The organism is Mucilaginibacter sp. P4_G9, from assembly GCF_056400985.1.
The window spans coordinates 1-15456 of sequence record NZ_JBFUKF010000101.1 but is presented as its reverse complement, the minus strand read 5'-3'; the positions used below and the strand labels follow the sequence as shown (position 1 = coordinate 15456).

Below are 15456 nucleotides of genomic sequence, written 5' to 3'. Positions count from 1 at the left end.
CAATATGGATGCTCCCACTCGTTACCGGTAATTACCGATACTGTATGAGGTGCATTTTTTAACGGGTTATCTGTTTTATCTGATATTCCGGCGGCTATATCGGCAATTTCGTGACGGATAGCGATCATTGCATCACAAAAGCGATCAAGCTCATGTTTAGGCTCCGATTCTGTTGGCTCAACCATAACCGTACCCGCAACCGGGAATGATACTGTTGGCGCATGGAAGCCATAGTCCATCAGGCGTTTGGCAATATCTGTAACCTCGATACCGAGTGATTTAAATGAGCGGCAATCCAATATCATTTCGTGGGCACAGCGGCCATTGGCGCCGGTGTATAATACCGGGAAATGATCCTGCAACCTTGTTTTAATATAATTGGCGTTCAGGATAGCGTAACGTGTAGCATTGGTTAGTCCATCGCCGCCCATCATGGCTATATAAGCATGAGAGATGATGAGGATAGAAGCCGAACCCCAGGGAGCTGCAGATACCGCGTGGATTGATTTACCCCTTTCGATATCAACCACAGCATGCCCCGGTAAATAAGGAACCAGGTGCTTAGCCACGCCAATTGGGCCCATACCCGGACCACCGCCGCCATGCGGAATGCAAAAGGTTTTATGCAGGTTTAAGTGGCAAACATCGGCGCCTATATTAGCCGGGCTGGTTAAGCCTACCTGGGCATTCATGTTGGCACCATCCATATAAACCTGGCCGCCATTCTGGTGAATAATATCACATATCTCGATGATCGACTCTTCAAATACGCCGTGTGTTGATGGATAGGTAACCATTAAGCACGATAGCTCGTTTTTATATTGCTCTGCTTTGGCGCGCATATCGGCAACATCAATATTGCCATTGTCATCGCACTTAACAACCACAATCTTCATACCGGCCATAGCTGCTGATGCAGGATTGGTGCCATGTGCTGATGATGGGATTAAAGCAATATTACGATGGTTATCTCCCCTGTCCTGATGATAGGCGCGGATAACCATTAAGCCCGCATACTCACCCTGCGCGCCTGCATTTGGCTGTAGACTCATGGCTGCAAAGCCAGTGATCTCGCTCAGCCAGTTGTTGATCTCATCAAACAGTTGCATGTAGCCGCCTACCTGGTCGGTAGGTGCAAACGGGTGAATTTTGCTGAAATGATTCCAGGTAACCGGCACCATTTCGGTTGTCGCGTTCAGCTTCATGGTGCACGAACCTAAAGCGATCATAGAATGGCAAAGCGAAAGATCTTTTGCTTCCAGCGATTTAATGTAACGCAGCATTTCGTGCTCAGAATGATGCGTATTGAACAGGCCATGCGTTAAATAAGCAGATGTGCGCTGCAATGCAGCAGGGATAACAGTTTGCAGATCACCTTTCAGTTCATCAAAATTCACATCGTGAATAGTTTTGCCTATTACTTTTGCAAAAAACCTTACGATAGTTTTAATATCCTCGGGCGATGTGGTTTCGTCAACAGAAATGGTAACAACCGAGCCTTCATAGTTCAGGTTCATCTCGTTGTTTAATGCCTCTGAATGGATAGGGCCGGCCAAATGAGCAACATCAAACTTCAAAGTATCAAAATACGATTCGTTTAGCTGTTTATAACCTAATTCACCAAGGGCCTTAGCCAATAGTACAGTTAGCCCGTGGATTCTTTCGGCAATTAGTTTAACACCTTGCGGGCCATGGTACACGGCATACATACCGGCCATAATAGCCAGTAATGCCTGCGCGGTACAAATATTCGAAGTGGCTTTATCCCTGCGGATATGCTGCTCGCGGGTTTGCAGGGCCATGCGCAAAGCATAGTTACCGGCACTATCAATAGTTACACCAATGATGCGGCCTGGGATTGATCGTTTATATTCTTCTTTCGTAGCAAAAAACGCAGCATGCGGTCCGCCGAAGCCCATGGGCACACCAAAGCGCTGGGTTGAACCAACTACGATATCAGCCCCCCACTCACCAGGAGGGGTTAACAGTACCAGGCTCATGATATCGGCAACAACGGTTAGTTTAATGCCTTTTTCGTGTCCTTTGGCAGCAAAATCAGTATAATTATATACGGCACCGTTACCTGCCGGGTACTGTACAATGGCGCCAAACATATTGTCGGTTAATTCAACAGTGCGATGGTCGCCTATTTGCAGCTCGATCCCATAAGGTTCGGAGCGTGTTTTTAAAATATCGATGGTTTGCGGAAACAGCTCTTCGGATACGAAGAAAACATTGGCACTGCTGTTTTTACGCAGGCTGTATTGCATAAACATAGCCTCGGCAGCGGCGGTACCTTCGTCCAGTAAGGATGCATTGGCAATTTCCATACCGGTTAAATCAATAACCATGGTTTGAAAGTTGAGCAAGGCTTGCAAACGGCCCTGCGCAATTTCGGCCTGGTACGGGGTATATTGGGTATACCAGCCTGGGTTTTCCAGTATATTACGTTGTATAACACCCGGAACTATAACATCATAATAACCCTTGCCGATGAACGACTTAAATACCTTGTTTTTTAATGATGTTTGCTTAAGCGTAGTAAGGTAATCAAACTCACTTTTCGCAGGCGGCAAATTGAGTGGTTTTGTAAGCCTGATCCTGTCAGGAATGGTTTGTGCTATCAATTCATCCAGTGAACTAACACCGATGGTTTTTAACATTTTTGCCGTATCGGCCTCATTTGGAGCTATGTGTCTCGATTGAAATCTCTCCTGGTAATCTGCGTTCAGCTTCATGAAGTGGTCGTCCCCTTAAATTTACCGCAAAGGTACAATTTTACAATATGAGTAACAATTGCGTAATATCAAGTTGACAAAGCATTTACAAGCAATTATCGTATTTTAGTGCTCTTACTATTATATGCGTCGCTTACTCCTTATCCTGTTTTTAATATTTGTAACAAATGCCACCATCGCAGCGGTATTTGTAGTAACCAGTAATGCCGACAGCGGGCCAGGTACTTTGCGCGAGGCTTTAACAAAAGCGGCCGCCAATGGCAGTGCAGAGAAAGATTATATCAATTTTGATTTGCCGGATTTAAGTGAGGCAGGGAGGACTATAGCTATCAAAATAGATTTGCCCCGAATTACCTCTGATCTGGTTATCGACGGATCGACCCAGCCGGGCGCGCCACTATCTGTAAATGGCGCTAAAATTGTCATTAAAGGAGAAGGAGAAAAGGCGCTGTTAGTTTATTGCTTTATTTTGGGCAGCGTTGCTGATTTTGAAATGTATGGCTTGATAGTCAAAAATCTTTACGTTGCCGACAATCCTGCTTTTGGCGCATTTGGGGGGATTGTACTTTCCATTCAGGGGAAAGTTGACCATATCGTTGTCGGAGCTCCGGGCAAAGGAAATGTAATATATAATGTTCAATCGGCTATTGAGGGCATAGAAGACAGTAATTCAATGGGACTGCCGGCATGCGAAGTCCAATCAATTGAACTAAAGAGTAATTTAGTTGGTATTGGGGAAGATGGTATTAAAATAGGAACTTATAACCAATCCCGGATATTTTTACCGTTTACTTATAATGTGACAGTTGGTGGAGACAATAATAACGAGGGTAATACGATATTCGATCTTGTTTCTATTGTGCCGGCCCGTGCAAACGAGGATCTTAAAGAAGATGTGAAGATTAAAATAAAGAATAATATTTTTTCGGCTAATACATTACAGCAAAGAAATACCGACCCCAATATTGATTTTAGCTGGAGTAACCAGGCTCTGAGCATTGGTGTTCAACCACTATTAACTTATCATAAGAACACAACAATCGAGGTTTCGAACAACGTTTTTGGCTATTCATTGCTGATAACAGGATTTACGAATTTAAACTGCTTAATACAAAGTAATTTTTTTGGAACATCTACCGATAAAAAAAACAAGATCCCTGTAGATGGTGCGGCAATCACGCTTTACTATACGGCCGGGAAAACATTAATTGGAGGCAGCGATAATAGCAAAGGCAATGTAATAACAAACTGTTTGCAAAATCAAAAAGCGGTGGATAATGGCAATGCTGCAATTAATGCTCTTGATGCTTCATTAAATGTGGGGGTGTCAAACTTTGTAGAGTTATCACATAATTCTCTTTATTGCAACATGGGCATGCCGTATTCAACGCACACACCACCTGGGCAAAAACCAATAAGTGTTACAGTTGATAAGCTTACGTTAACATCGGTGACCGGTAAAACAACACCACATGCGCGGGTTGAACTATTTTATACAGATAAAGAATGTACACAATGTCAACCAAAAACATATTTAACCACCACTTATGCCGACGCTAGTGGAAACTATACCTATAATGATGCTTTATTAGCAGGGTATGGAGTTATGGCAGGGGCTACGCTTACCGGTAATTCTTCGGAATTTACTGATACGCGTATTTTTAATGAAACTTCTTTAACAGTAATTCACCCAGAGTGCGGTATGGGGGGCTCCATATTAAACGCACTATCAACTGTAAATACAAAAAAACTTGAATGGCAAAATGAAGAGGGCAAAGTTTTTGGAAACAATATAGATTTAACAAACGTTCCTGCCGGTAAATACAGGCTTAAGGCTGAGCAATTTGGATGCATCCAATATTCATATTACTTTTTGCTTGAGGACCATACCCCTTTTATTGACGACAGTCAAAAAAAAGTAATACAGCCCGCATGTGGTAATCTTGGTTCAATAAGCAACCTATATAGCATTTCCGTTTTCAAATTCAAGTGGGTAGATGAACATGGAAACCTGGTGAGCGACCAGTTGGATGTGAAAGATTTGAACCCCGGTAGCTATACGCTGCATTATTTTGGACAAAGAGGCTGTGAAAAAACATATGGTCCGGTTATAATTAAAAACTCACCCGGCCTCAATATCGACGACTCAAAACCCGACATCACCCATACCAACTGCGGACAAACGACCGGGGGTGTCAAAAATATAATGATTTCAAACGGTGCCGGTACCCGGCACTTTATTTGGAAAAACAATCTACAGCAAGTAGTAGCCTATACCCAGGACCTTACTAACCAACCTGCCGGTAGCTACACTTTACAGGTAACCGATGATACTCAATGCGGCCCTGTTTACAGCAAAGAGATTGAGATATTGGAAGTTAACGGCATAACCATTATTGAGTCGCCCACGCCTGCAACACTGGCCAGTTGTGGTAAAGCTAACGGCTCGGTAACCGGCGTTACAGCAAGAGGTGGAACTAAATATGAATGGCGCGATGCCAATGGTAATTTATCAGGAAGTAGCCTTGATTTAAAAAATGTCCCTGCCGGGGTTTACCAGCTAACCGTTTCAAATGATTATTGTCAGAAGCAATCGCAGGTTTACCATGTTTTGGAGGCTCCCGGCACGGTTTATCCATCAACTTATACTATAAAAACCACGCAGGCCTGTTATGCCAACTCCAACGGATCATTATCGTTAACTGCCGGTGCCCTGGTAAAATCGTATAGATGGGAAAATGATAAACAGGAATATGCCGGCGCAAACACCGATGCCATAAATTTACCTCCGGGCAGTTATAAACTTTACTTAACCGACCAAAACAGATGCGAGAGTTATTACAACACCTACCAGGTAACAGAATTGCCCCAATTTAAGATAGTTGATTACGGGCAGAAAGCAGATGATCGGTGCGACTTAAAAACGGGTTCTGTAAAAGGTGTAATCATAACAGGTGGTTTACCCCCTTATACTTATAAATGGTTAAATGATGCGGGCCAGCCTATTGGCAATACCAATAGCATAGAAAACCTTGGGGCAGGAAATTACAAGTTAAGTGTGCTTGATACCCGTTGTGGCGACGTGGAAATCAATTTTAATATCGCGCTTATCCCAACTGATGTTGGGCCGCCATCTGTATCAGATATCCAGGTGTGTACGCCCGGTGACGCTTTCCTTTTTGTAAGTGATGTGGCTCCAGGCTTTACATACCGTTTATATGACATGGCAGATAGCGCCACCCCATTAGATGAACAGGCAAATGGGCGGTTTAAAATTTCAGCAACATCAAACCGGAGCTTTTTTGTAAGCAGGGTTAGCGGTAGCTGCGAAGGTGCCCGTGTTGAAGTAAAGGTGAGCGTAGGTTTATCCCCACTCAACATCGCCAACACCTTCAGTCCCAACGGCGATGGTCATAATGATTACTGGAAAATCAACGGCATCGAAAATTACCCACAGGCCTTGGTTCAGGTATTTAACCGTAACGGACAAAAACTATTTGAATCAAGGGGGTATACAACACCTTTTAACGGTACTTACAACGGCAAAGCTTTACCTGGGGGCACTTACTATTATATTATCAACCTCAATAAAAACTGCAACCTGTTATCGGGAAGTTTAACTATTTTGAGGTAAAGTGGTATTGGGTACAAAAGTTGGCAGCAAAGACTTCGGCCTTAAGACTTTCGACTTCGAACTAACGACCTACTGCTAATTGCCTTAAATACATTTGTATAGTATTTTCCAGCCCGTAATATAAGGCATCACTGATGAGCGCGTGGCCGATGCTCACCTCGTCTAAAGCAGGAATGTTTTCTGCAAAGTATTTTAGGTTATGTAAATCAAGATCGTGGCCCGCATTAATGCCAAGCCCCGCATCATGTGCTATTTTAGCGGCTTCTATATACGGAGCTATTGCCAGTTCCTTGCCTTGGTGGTAATGCGTGGCATAGCCTTCCGTGTATAATTCAATGCGGTCTGTCCCTGTTTTGGTGGCCCCTTCAACCATTTGGGCAATGGGGTCAACAAATATCGATACCCGGATCCCGGCCTCTTTAAAAACAGCTATCATGTCCGTTAGGTAATGATAATTGGTAATGGTATCCCAGCCATGGTTTGAGGTGATCTGGCCCAGCACATCGGGTACCAAAGTAACCTGTTCGGGTTTGTTGGCCAGTACCAGGTCTATAAATTTTTGTTCCTGGCAATTGCCTTCAATGTTAAATTCGGTAGTAACTATTTTCTTCAGGTCAAAAACATCCTGGTAGCGGATATGCCTTTCGTCGGGCCGCGGGTGCACGGTTATACCTTGCGCGCCAAAACGTTCACAATCTTTGGCAACCTGTACCAGGTCGGGGTTGTTACCACCGCGCGAGTTACGCAGGGTGGCTATTTTATTGATGTTGACAGATAGACGGGTCATGGTTCTTACTTAATTTACACGACAAATATCACTATTTACTTAAAAACACCCGAAACAATTTTAAAACTCGCTCTATCGCTAATAAACAATGGCTGCTGTACGATCTGCGGGAGAGTGTAGACGAGGAGTTTGAAGGCCTAAGTCTTCGGGGAAGGGAAAGTGTTGTGGTTTTGTTGCGTTTTTGATTTTATGACAATTTGCAACGAATTGATTTTCAACCAAATGCAATTTTATGCTGTTTCACCTGTTGCGAATGCAACACAACAAAAAAGTCTTAATTCTTGATTCTTGTTTCTTGAATCTTCTTCAATTGTATCTTTGCCGTTATGGAAACCATTACCTGGCATGATTTTGAGCAAGTAGAGTTGAGGGTAGGCACTATATTGGAGGCCGCCGATTTTCCCCAGGCACGTAAACCCGCGTACAAGGTAAGGGTTGATTTTGGAGAGTTTGGCATCAAATGGTCAAGCGCGCAGATCACCAGACATTATACTAAAGAAGAATTAGTAGGCAGGCAGATTGTTGGTGTAATCAATTTTCCTAAAAAGCAGATCGGCAATTTTATGTCGGAGTTCCTGGTTACCGGTTTTGCCGATGACAACGGCGACATTGTTTTAGCTGCAGTTGAAAAACCCGTGCCAAATGGCAGTAAACTGATTTAAATGAGATATATAAACTTTGAGGAGGAACCAGCCATATCTCCTGATGAATTTTTTATGGGCGAAGCTTTAAAAGAAGCCCGCTACGCCTTGGAAGAGGATGAGATCCCCATTGGTGCTATAGTAACTTATGGCGGCAAGATCATCGGCCGTGGGCATAACCTTACCGAACGACTGACTGATGTATCTGCCCATGCAGAAATGCAGGCCCTTACAGCTGCGGCCAACTCCATGGGGGGTAAGTACCTGCAGGGCTGTACACTATATGTAACCATGGAGCCATGCGTAATGTGCGCCGGTGCATCCTACTGGTTCCAGGTGAGCCGGATAGTTTTTGGCGCTTATGATACCAAATTGGGTTTCGGCCGGCTTAATCAAAAAATAACCCACCCCAAAACAGTTATTACCGGGGGCATCCGCGAAAATGAGTGCGCCGAACTGGTGAAGAACTTTTTTAAGGCGAAGAGGAAGTAGGGTGGGCAGTAGCCAGTAGTCAATGGTCAAAATAACCTTACCAGTCGTTACGATGGGGTATGGACCATCGACTATGGACTTAAAGAAACATGACAATAATTTAGAACAAAAAGTAAAATCTACTCTTATATTTGTTTCATCACAATCATTAAACTTTAAAATCGTAATTATGGCATTTACACTACCGGCGTTATCCTACGCTACCGATGCATTGGAACCGCACATTGATAAACTTACCATGGAAATTCACCATGGCAAACATCACCAGGCTTACGTTACTAATTTAAATAAGGCCCTTGAAGGTAAACCCGAAGCCGATAGCAGCATCGAGGATATCATCAAAAACATCTCAAAATTTCCGCCTGCAGTACGCAATAATGGTGGTGGTCATTTTAACCATACTATGTTCTGGACTTTGCTTTCTCCAAACGGCGGCGGCGAGCCTACAGGTGCTTTGGCTGCTGCTATTACCAGCACTTTTGGTTCAATTGCCGATTTAAAATCAAAAGTTAACGAAGCCGGTGCAACCCGTTTCGGTTCGGGCTGGGCATGGTTAATTGTTACTGCTGATAAAAAGCTGGTTGTATCATCTACCCCTAACCAGGACAATCCATTGATGGATATTGCCGAAGTAAAAGGCACTCCAATTTTAGGTATCGATGTTTGGGAACATGCATATTACCTGAAATATCAAAACCGTCGCCCTGATTATTTAGCAGGCATCTGGAGCGTAATCAACTGGGCGCACGTTGCCGAACTTTACGCCAAAGCAATCGCTTAATTTAAATTAAGCTTATAAATTTGAAGCGGCAGAATTTAAATCATTCTGCCGCTTTTTTGTAGAACATGACCGAGGATATCTTAAAATTAAAGGTTGAACAAATTAAATGGGAAACACCGGATACGGCTACGTTCTTCCTGTGCAATATATCGGGTGAGGCTGTTGCCTACAAAGCCGGGCAGTTTCTTACTTTGATATTTAACCACCGGAGCGAGGAGATCCGCCGGTCATATTCCCTAAGCTCATCGCCGGATGAGCCAAGGCTGTCCATCACCATAAAGCGGATCACCAATGGCGAGATCTCCCGCTTTATGCTTACCAAAATGAAGGTGGGCGATGTATTAAATGCCTTAGCCCCGGCCGGCCGGTTCATAATAAATGGTTATGAGCAGGAGAAAGATATTTTACTGTTTGYAGGTGGCAGTGGCATCACGCCCATATTTTCGCAGGTAAAATATGTACTGAACCGCCCCGGTAAAAGCAAGCTTACACTTATTTACAGTAACCAGGACGCCAGCTCCATTTTATTTAAAGAAGAGTTAAACCAACTGGCTGTGCTGCACCCCGAAAGATTCCGGATCATTACGTTTTTGAGTAGCGAGGCCAATCGTTTGAATGCCGATAAGGTTGAAGAACTTGCGCGCCAGCTAACTCCCTCTGGTTTATACAAAGCCGCATTTTACCTGTGCGGGCCATTCCCTTACATGCGCATGATCCGTTTCGCGCTGGTGTATATGGGTATCGAACCCAGGCAGATCCGCCGGGAAAATTTTGTTTTAGAAACAGTGGCCGTAACCGGTACCTCCATTAACTTCCCGCCGCGAAATATCAGGATTAAATTCAAGGGCGAACTGCACAACCTTGTGGTGGGCGAAAACCAATCTATCCTGCAGGCCGCCCTGCAAAACAACGTACCCTTACCCTACAGTTGCCGCAACGGGGTATGCTCCACCTGCACCGCCAAATGCAGCGCCGGCAAGGTAGAAATGATTAAAAATGATGTACTTACCGAGGCGGATTTGGCCGATGGCTGGATCCTTACCTGTACCGGGCACCCGGTGAGCGATGATGTAGTGATTGAATTTGGAGGGTAGGGTTATACTATTAAAATTAAAAAGGGCAAAAAGCAACCGATGAGTTTTTTGAAATTAGACTACTGCAATAAATTGCAGGCAGAACTCGAATCTGCACCTTTCCCCCAGGGAACATCATACCGAAGTATCACCAGTTTACGGCACCTTTTTGTTTTAATTTAAAAGAAGAGCGACAATCACCCTGCGCGGTTTAGGTTTGCTTTACAGGCGAAGTAACGCAGGGGTTACGGCATCTTCTTTATTTCTTAAGGGCGGCGGGCAATATGCACTGGTACTTGCTCTACCGCTGAGCGACGGGCTACACGAAGTAGCGCACATTTAGGGCACCTTAATATTTTAATTTTCTTTAAAAAAAGGGTAAAAAGCAATAAGTGAATACACCTTGCGGTGTTCCTGCTCTAACCAAACTGAGCTACACCGGCTTAAGCCAATGGCCGGACTTGAACCGGCGACCTGGACGTTATAATTGAAGTAACACTTATTTACGACACCTTTTTTATTTTCAATTTCTTTAAAAAGAAGGGCGAAAAGCAATAAGCCATTCATCCCGCCCGTAGCATATAGCCCGGCTTCGGTTCCCTGATCGAAGTAAGACTTATTTACGGCACCTTCTTTTTTATTTTCATAAGGAGCGACTGGCGAACGCGGGACGGGGGCACGCCTTAGGGACTCGAACCCTCAGCATTGCTTACGCCACACTGCCCTCCCCCTCAAATGGTAGCGAAGTAACCCGTTTCTACGGCATCCTTATGTTTTTAATTTCTTTTTTTATAAAAAGGGTAACAGGTAATAAGTGTGTTTTTTCGCTGCGCTCTAACCGTCTGAGCTACCTTTTTCAAGGGCCGGACTCGAACCGGCGGCCTCAGTTTTGGAAATCGAAGTAACACTTATTTACGACACCTTTTTAATTTTCTTACAAGGAGCAACAGGCGAACACAGGAGTGAGGAAATTGCTTTGGGATTCGAACCCACATCGTAACTTTTATTACAATGCCATTTCCCCCTAACCAGTGACCGAAGTAACCCATGTCTACGGCATCCTTATTCCCCCCGGCCCCCTAAAGGGGGAGTTGGGAGTTGGTTAAAAACCCCTTGTTCCCCCTTTAGGGGGTTAGGGGGCTTATAATTCTATGTTATTGATAGCATCCAACGCCGAGCCTCCATTCTCTAAGGCAGCTAACACCTCAAAAACTTTATCGCTCCAGCCCGCTATCAGGTATACATCATTGCGCAATATTTGCAATGGCGTTTGTCCGTAACCTTTCAGGTCAAACAGGTAGAGCTTCGCGTTTGGCGATACTTCTGCCTTGTAACGCAACCATAAAGGCTGTAAATGATCGCCAGTTGTTGATGAGCTGTTCCATAACTGGGCATCGGTAAATAGAAATACCTTATCCATTTTTACCTTACGGGTTAACAGGTCTTTGATAACCAGGTAGCCATTGGTAGCGTAACCCACCTCGCCCTCGCGGCGATAAAACTCCTGTACATTCCCTAAGATGTTATTGCGTGGTACAGCAATAGTTTTCCAGGTATCGCCAAACATACCTACTTCTACGTTTTTACAACGGCTTTGCAATAGCATGGCCAGCATCAAACCTACATCGTACAGCAAGATCTTCGATTTTGCCGATACGGGTGTCTGCATCGATCCCGAAACGTCGCAGGCTAACAGCACACGGGTTTCATGATCAAATCCTTTGATATTTGCTGCGCTTGCCTGTACCGCTTTTTCCAGGGCTTCCAGCAACTCGCCGGCGTATCCCTTATTGCTGCCCTGCATTAAAGCAGTCAGCTTTTTAACCAGGCTTTGCACAGGCACCTTTGTAACCGGGTTTATCAGCTCGCGGTATGCCGCCAAATAACGGAACGGAAACTGCTTTGCTTTAGCCACCTGCTCCACATCCGCCAGCGTTGCACATACCTTTTGGAAGTGGGTATAGCTTACACCTGCTTCCTGTATATTGCGCAGGTTACGCAGCAGGGCCATGTAACCCAGCTTGCCGCTATCTATCAGTTCTTCCCACTTTGCGCAGAATGCCGCTGCTTTAGCCTCATCGCTGTCGAAATTTAGCTGACCTAATGCCGATAGCTCTGTTTCCCAGGTGTAAGGTGTTTGCAGTGTATTGTTCACTATTTTATTGAACAATACCTGCTGCAATTCGTCCTTTGCCTTTGGGTGAACCAGGAACAGGGCATCGCGCAGTTTGATAGCGCCATCGCGATTATATTTACCAAACTGGTATTCGTCAAAGCGGTTGAACGCTGTGCTTAGTCCTTTTTGTAATTGCTTGCTTAGGCGGTTCAGCTTTTTAGTGCCGGTGCGCTTGTTCAACATTTCGTAGCAGGCCAATAGTTCGGTGATCTCATCGGCACGGCCAATTACACCATCGGTAACCCGGGCGACCAGGTTGTCGCCCGAGTGCAGCTTAGCCAATTCGGTAACCAGCACCAGCGGTACCGAACGCAGATACATTTTGGTACGTGCATATACTGCCAGCCTACCCACAAACCCGGGCTGGCATTTATTTATCAGTTGGCGAAGACGGTTTAAACGCGCCTCGTCTTTTTCATAAAAGGAATCATTTAAGCTCCAGGTAACTACCGTGGTATACAGTTCCATTTCGGCACTCATAGTAAATGCTTTTGCACCTTCATGGTTTACCGTTTGGTTTTTTGTTTTGCTTAACAGGTTAAATTTCATTGTGACCTCCTTTATTTCTTATTGTTGATACAAAGAAACAGGGATGCTGCGCAGTGTATTTGCGTAGATGGAATTATTTTGAAAAAATTCCAAAAAATAAAAAATAGATGCTATCTATACATTCATTAACTAAACCAGGTCATGAAACTATTACCCTTTGAAGATTTTTATATAAACACCAATCTTAAACCAGGAGAAGTACAATCAAGCCTGGAGAAGGAAGTTGAACCGGATAAGGAGTTTAGCTTTAAAAACCTGTTTATAACAACATCGGATTACTATTTTTCGGGATACGTTGTAAATGGAACTTTTGAATTTAAACGGATAATAAGCTACAGAAATTCATTTTTACCTCAAATCAAAGGATCGACCGAAGCCTGGTTAAATGGAAGCCGGGTGCATATAAAAATGAGGATGCACACAGCTGTAATTATATTTATGTGTATATGGTTGGGTTTCACAGCATTATTCGGTATCGGATTTCTGATTCAGGAAATGAATAAACGACCATTTGAAATTGCCGACCTAACTCCTTGCGGTATGTTCCTCTTTGGCTATTTACTGACGATGGGGTGCTTTAAATATGAAAGTGTTAAAGCAAAAGATAAGTTACTGGAGTTACTGGCAGGCAATATAAAACAGTAAAAAAATATTTACAGAAATTTCTTTGTTTATAAAATAATTGTGTATTATTGCATCATGAAAACAACAACAATACAATGCACTATACCCCAACTGATTTATCAGAGAGGATAGGCTATGTATTGACTTAAATATAACAAGATACTTGAATCCTCTTAGATAAATCTAAGGGGATTTTTTGTTTTAGGGAGATTTTAAGGGTAGTATATCAATTGGTTTAGATTATTCCGTTTGGAACGGAGAGGCTCCCGGTTCGAACCCGGGTTACCCTACTAATGTGTTATGGAAATGTAGCTCAATGGTTAGAGCAACACCCTTATACGGTGCAGGTTAAAGGTTCAAGTCCTTTTGTTTCCACAAAAAATGGTTAGTTGCCCGAGTGGTTTAAGGGAGTCCTCTGCAAAAGGAATGTCCACAAGTTCGAACCTTGTACTGACCTCCTAATTTTCCTATGGTGCAACGGTAGCACGTCTGATTCTGGATCAGAAGATCATGGTTCGAGTCCATGTAGGAAAACGGGGTTTTTGGAAGCAATTAAAGGTTGCTTTGGACTGGTGTTTGATCCTACTGTGTTGGGTAAGGGATTGCTATGACTACACTAAAGAAATTTCTTTACAGATGACGTGTCGCTGGACTCCCAATTTACATATATCACAAGCAGAGCGCGCGGTAGCGGGAGAGATAGGATTTTAAAAAATATTTGTTAATCTATCTATTTCTAAATTGGTATTCGTTTCCACAATTAAAAAATCCGTTCCATTATGGGAAAGCTTAAGGGTCGAAATTTCCGGTACTGTTCCTAATTTGTATTTAATTTTATCTCTAAGTTCATTTTCGTTTTCAAGATAAAAATTTTTCAATCCATCAAAGAAGTCGTAACATTTATCAACTTCCAGGCCCACCCACGCACTTGAACCATCATTCGCATAGCCTCCACCAAGCCCAGCATATATTATTCCCGGATATATTTCCAAACCGCAATTGATCATTAACTTCCTGAATGCTTCAATTGTGTGATTAGAAGGAACCGTGCTTAATTGGGTAAAACCTTTAATTCGCCAATTTTCTATGACTGTTGGAAAATTGTCATGTAAGATTCGAATCATATCTTGATCAGACCAGGTCTCGTGATTGGCAATCCCGATGAAATAAGCTCTATCATCTTTAAAGTAAACAAAAAGTAAATCCTTAGTGCCCTGAATTAAAGGACGGTTACTTTCCATTTGTGTGCCAAGATGTAAATGATTTATTCCCCAATCATTTAATAAAGGATCGTTATATTCCAGTTGCAAAATTTTTCTACTTTGATATGGGCGTAAGTCTTCGCCACATATTATTTTATTCTCTAACATTTCTAAAGCATCAGTATATTCTGATGGACAAATAAAACTATTAGGTTTATATATAACACGGGGAATCTTTTCGATTAACCGGTGCTGAAAGCTAAAGAATTGTCCAAGTACTTTTTCGGGGTCATCTATTTGAGGACGATTAAACCCATAGTTTTCTAAAATGCTCGCTGCAATTTCTGCAAAATCATCCATTAAATTTAATTTCAATGTACTCATAAGACAGGTCATTCAATATTTATTATTTTTTGTCATTCTTAAAACTGAATGTATTGTAGCTAAGTAAAAATAGAAAATCCAACTATACCATATCGCCTTATCGTAGTCAGTTTTTTGGTCATTGTTATGATGGCGAATGCCAAAATTATTTGCTATGTTAAAAATGTCGTTTTCATCTTTTTTATGAAGATGCTTTTTTATTTCAGGTCTTAAAAATTCTAATACATCCGCTAACTCTCTTATTGCTTCTTTTCGATCATCAAGTGTTGATTTGTGCCTTCGAAACTTCAATATCGCATTGTCAATTTTATCTGTAATATTTTCATTGTCACTAGTAGGTACATTAGCATTAAATAAGTTTGATAATCCGGTATT

General features: G+C 43.0%; 10 protein-coding genes, 4 tRNA genes and 1 pseudogene. 10 read left to right on the top strand and 5 right to left on the bottom strand.

The genetic code is table 11. The features are described 5' to 3' along the window. Window positions 1–2738, bottom strand: a 2738-nt coding sequence (gene gcvP / locus AC1DPZ_RS11205; protein ID WP_477403249.1) for an aminomethyl-transferring glycine dehydrogenase, incomplete at its 3' end; no start/stop codon positions are given. Window positions 2739–2862: 124 nt separating this feature from the next. On the opposite strand from gcvP, the gene AC1DPZ_RS11200 reads away from it, so the two are divergent. After that, on the top strand, window positions 2863–6372 hold the full coding sequence (locus AC1DPZ_RS11200; protein WP_477403247.1) for a T9SS type B sorting domain-containing protein: 3510 nt from the start codon (window positions 2863–2865) through the stop codon (window positions 6370–6372). A gap of 61 nt (window positions 6373–6433) precedes the next feature. Here the strand turns inward: AC1DPZ_RS11200 and AC1DPZ_RS11195 are convergent, their stop codons facing one another. Further along, on the bottom strand, window positions 6434–7159 hold the full coding sequence (locus AC1DPZ_RS11195) for a pyridoxine 5'-phosphate synthase (protein WP_477403245.1): 726 nt from the start codon (window positions 7157–7159) through the stop codon (window positions 6434–6436). A gap of 326 nt (window positions 7160–7485) precedes the next feature. Here AC1DPZ_RS11195 and AC1DPZ_RS11190 point away from each other — a divergent pair, with 326 nt between their 5' ends. From AC1DPZ_RS11190 to AC1DPZ_RS11175, 4 genes are all read left to right on the top strand, one after another. Beyond that, window positions 7486–7821, top strand: coding sequence for a tRNA-binding protein (locus AC1DPZ_RS11190; RefSeq protein WP_477403243.1), 336 nt, complete (start codon window positions 7486–7488; stop codon window positions 7819–7821). After that, a complete protein-coding gene (locus tag AC1DPZ_RS11185; RefSeq protein ID WP_477403241.1) occupies window positions 7822–8292 on the top strand; it encodes a nucleoside deaminase in 471 nt (156 codons plus the stop codon). A gap of 169 nt (window positions 8293–8461) precedes the next feature. After that, complete coding sequence (locus tag AC1DPZ_RS11180; RefSeq protein ID WP_477403239.1) at window positions 8462–9073, top strand: superoxide dismutase; 612 nt, start codon at window positions 8462–8464, stop codon at window positions 9071–9073. 65 nt (window positions 9074–9138) lie between these two features. Beyond that, window positions 9139–10167 carry a 2Fe-2S iron-sulfur cluster-binding protein gene (locus AC1DPZ_RS11175; protein ID WP_477403237.1) on the top strand — a complete coding sequence of 343 codons (1029 nt, stop codon included), beginning with the start codon at window positions 9139–9141 and terminating at the stop codon, window positions 10165–10167. 1120 nt (window positions 10168–11287) lie between these two features. Here AC1DPZ_RS11175 and AC1DPZ_RS11170 read toward each other — a convergent pair. Then, window positions 11288–12871 carry a TROVE domain-containing protein gene (locus tag AC1DPZ_RS11170; protein WP_477403235.1) on the bottom strand — a complete coding sequence of 528 codons (1584 nt, stop codon included), beginning with the start codon at window positions 12869–12871 and terminating at the stop codon, window positions 11288–11290. A 141-nt stretch (window positions 12872–13012) separates the two neighbouring features. Between AC1DPZ_RS11170 and AC1DPZ_RS11165 the strand changes: the two genes are divergently transcribed. From AC1DPZ_RS11165 to AC1DPZ_RS11145, 5 genes are all read left to right on the top strand, one after another. Next, a complete protein-coding gene (locus AC1DPZ_RS11165; RefSeq protein WP_477403233.1) occupies window positions 13013–13516 on the top strand; it encodes a hypothetical protein in 504 nt (167 codons plus the stop codon). Window positions 13517–13710: 194 nt separating this feature from the next. Further along, window positions 13711–13785, top strand: a tRNA-Pro gene (locus tag AC1DPZ_RS11160). 12 nt (window positions 13786–13797) lie between these two features. Further along, window positions 13798–13870: transfer RNA gene (locus tag AC1DPZ_RS11155), tRNA-Ile, on the top strand. Between the two features lie 8 nt (window positions 13871–13878). Then, window positions 13879–13952: transfer RNA gene (locus AC1DPZ_RS11150), tRNA-Cys, on the top strand. 6 nt (window positions 13953–13958) lie between these two features. After that, window positions 13959–14029 (top strand) — tRNA-Gln (locus AC1DPZ_RS11145). A 173-nt stretch (window positions 14030–14202) separates the two neighbouring features. On the opposite strand, the gene AC1DPZ_RS11140 is transcribed toward AC1DPZ_RS11145, so the two are convergent. After that, on the bottom strand, window positions 14203–15057 hold the full coding sequence (locus AC1DPZ_RS11140) for a hypothetical protein (RefSeq protein WP_477403231.1): 855 nt from the start codon (window positions 15055–15057) through the stop codon (window positions 14203–14205). A 36-nt stretch (window positions 15058–15093) separates the two neighbouring features. Then, window positions 15094–15456: pseudogene (locus AC1DPZ_RS11135) on the bottom strand (hypothetical protein); the annotation flags it as partial.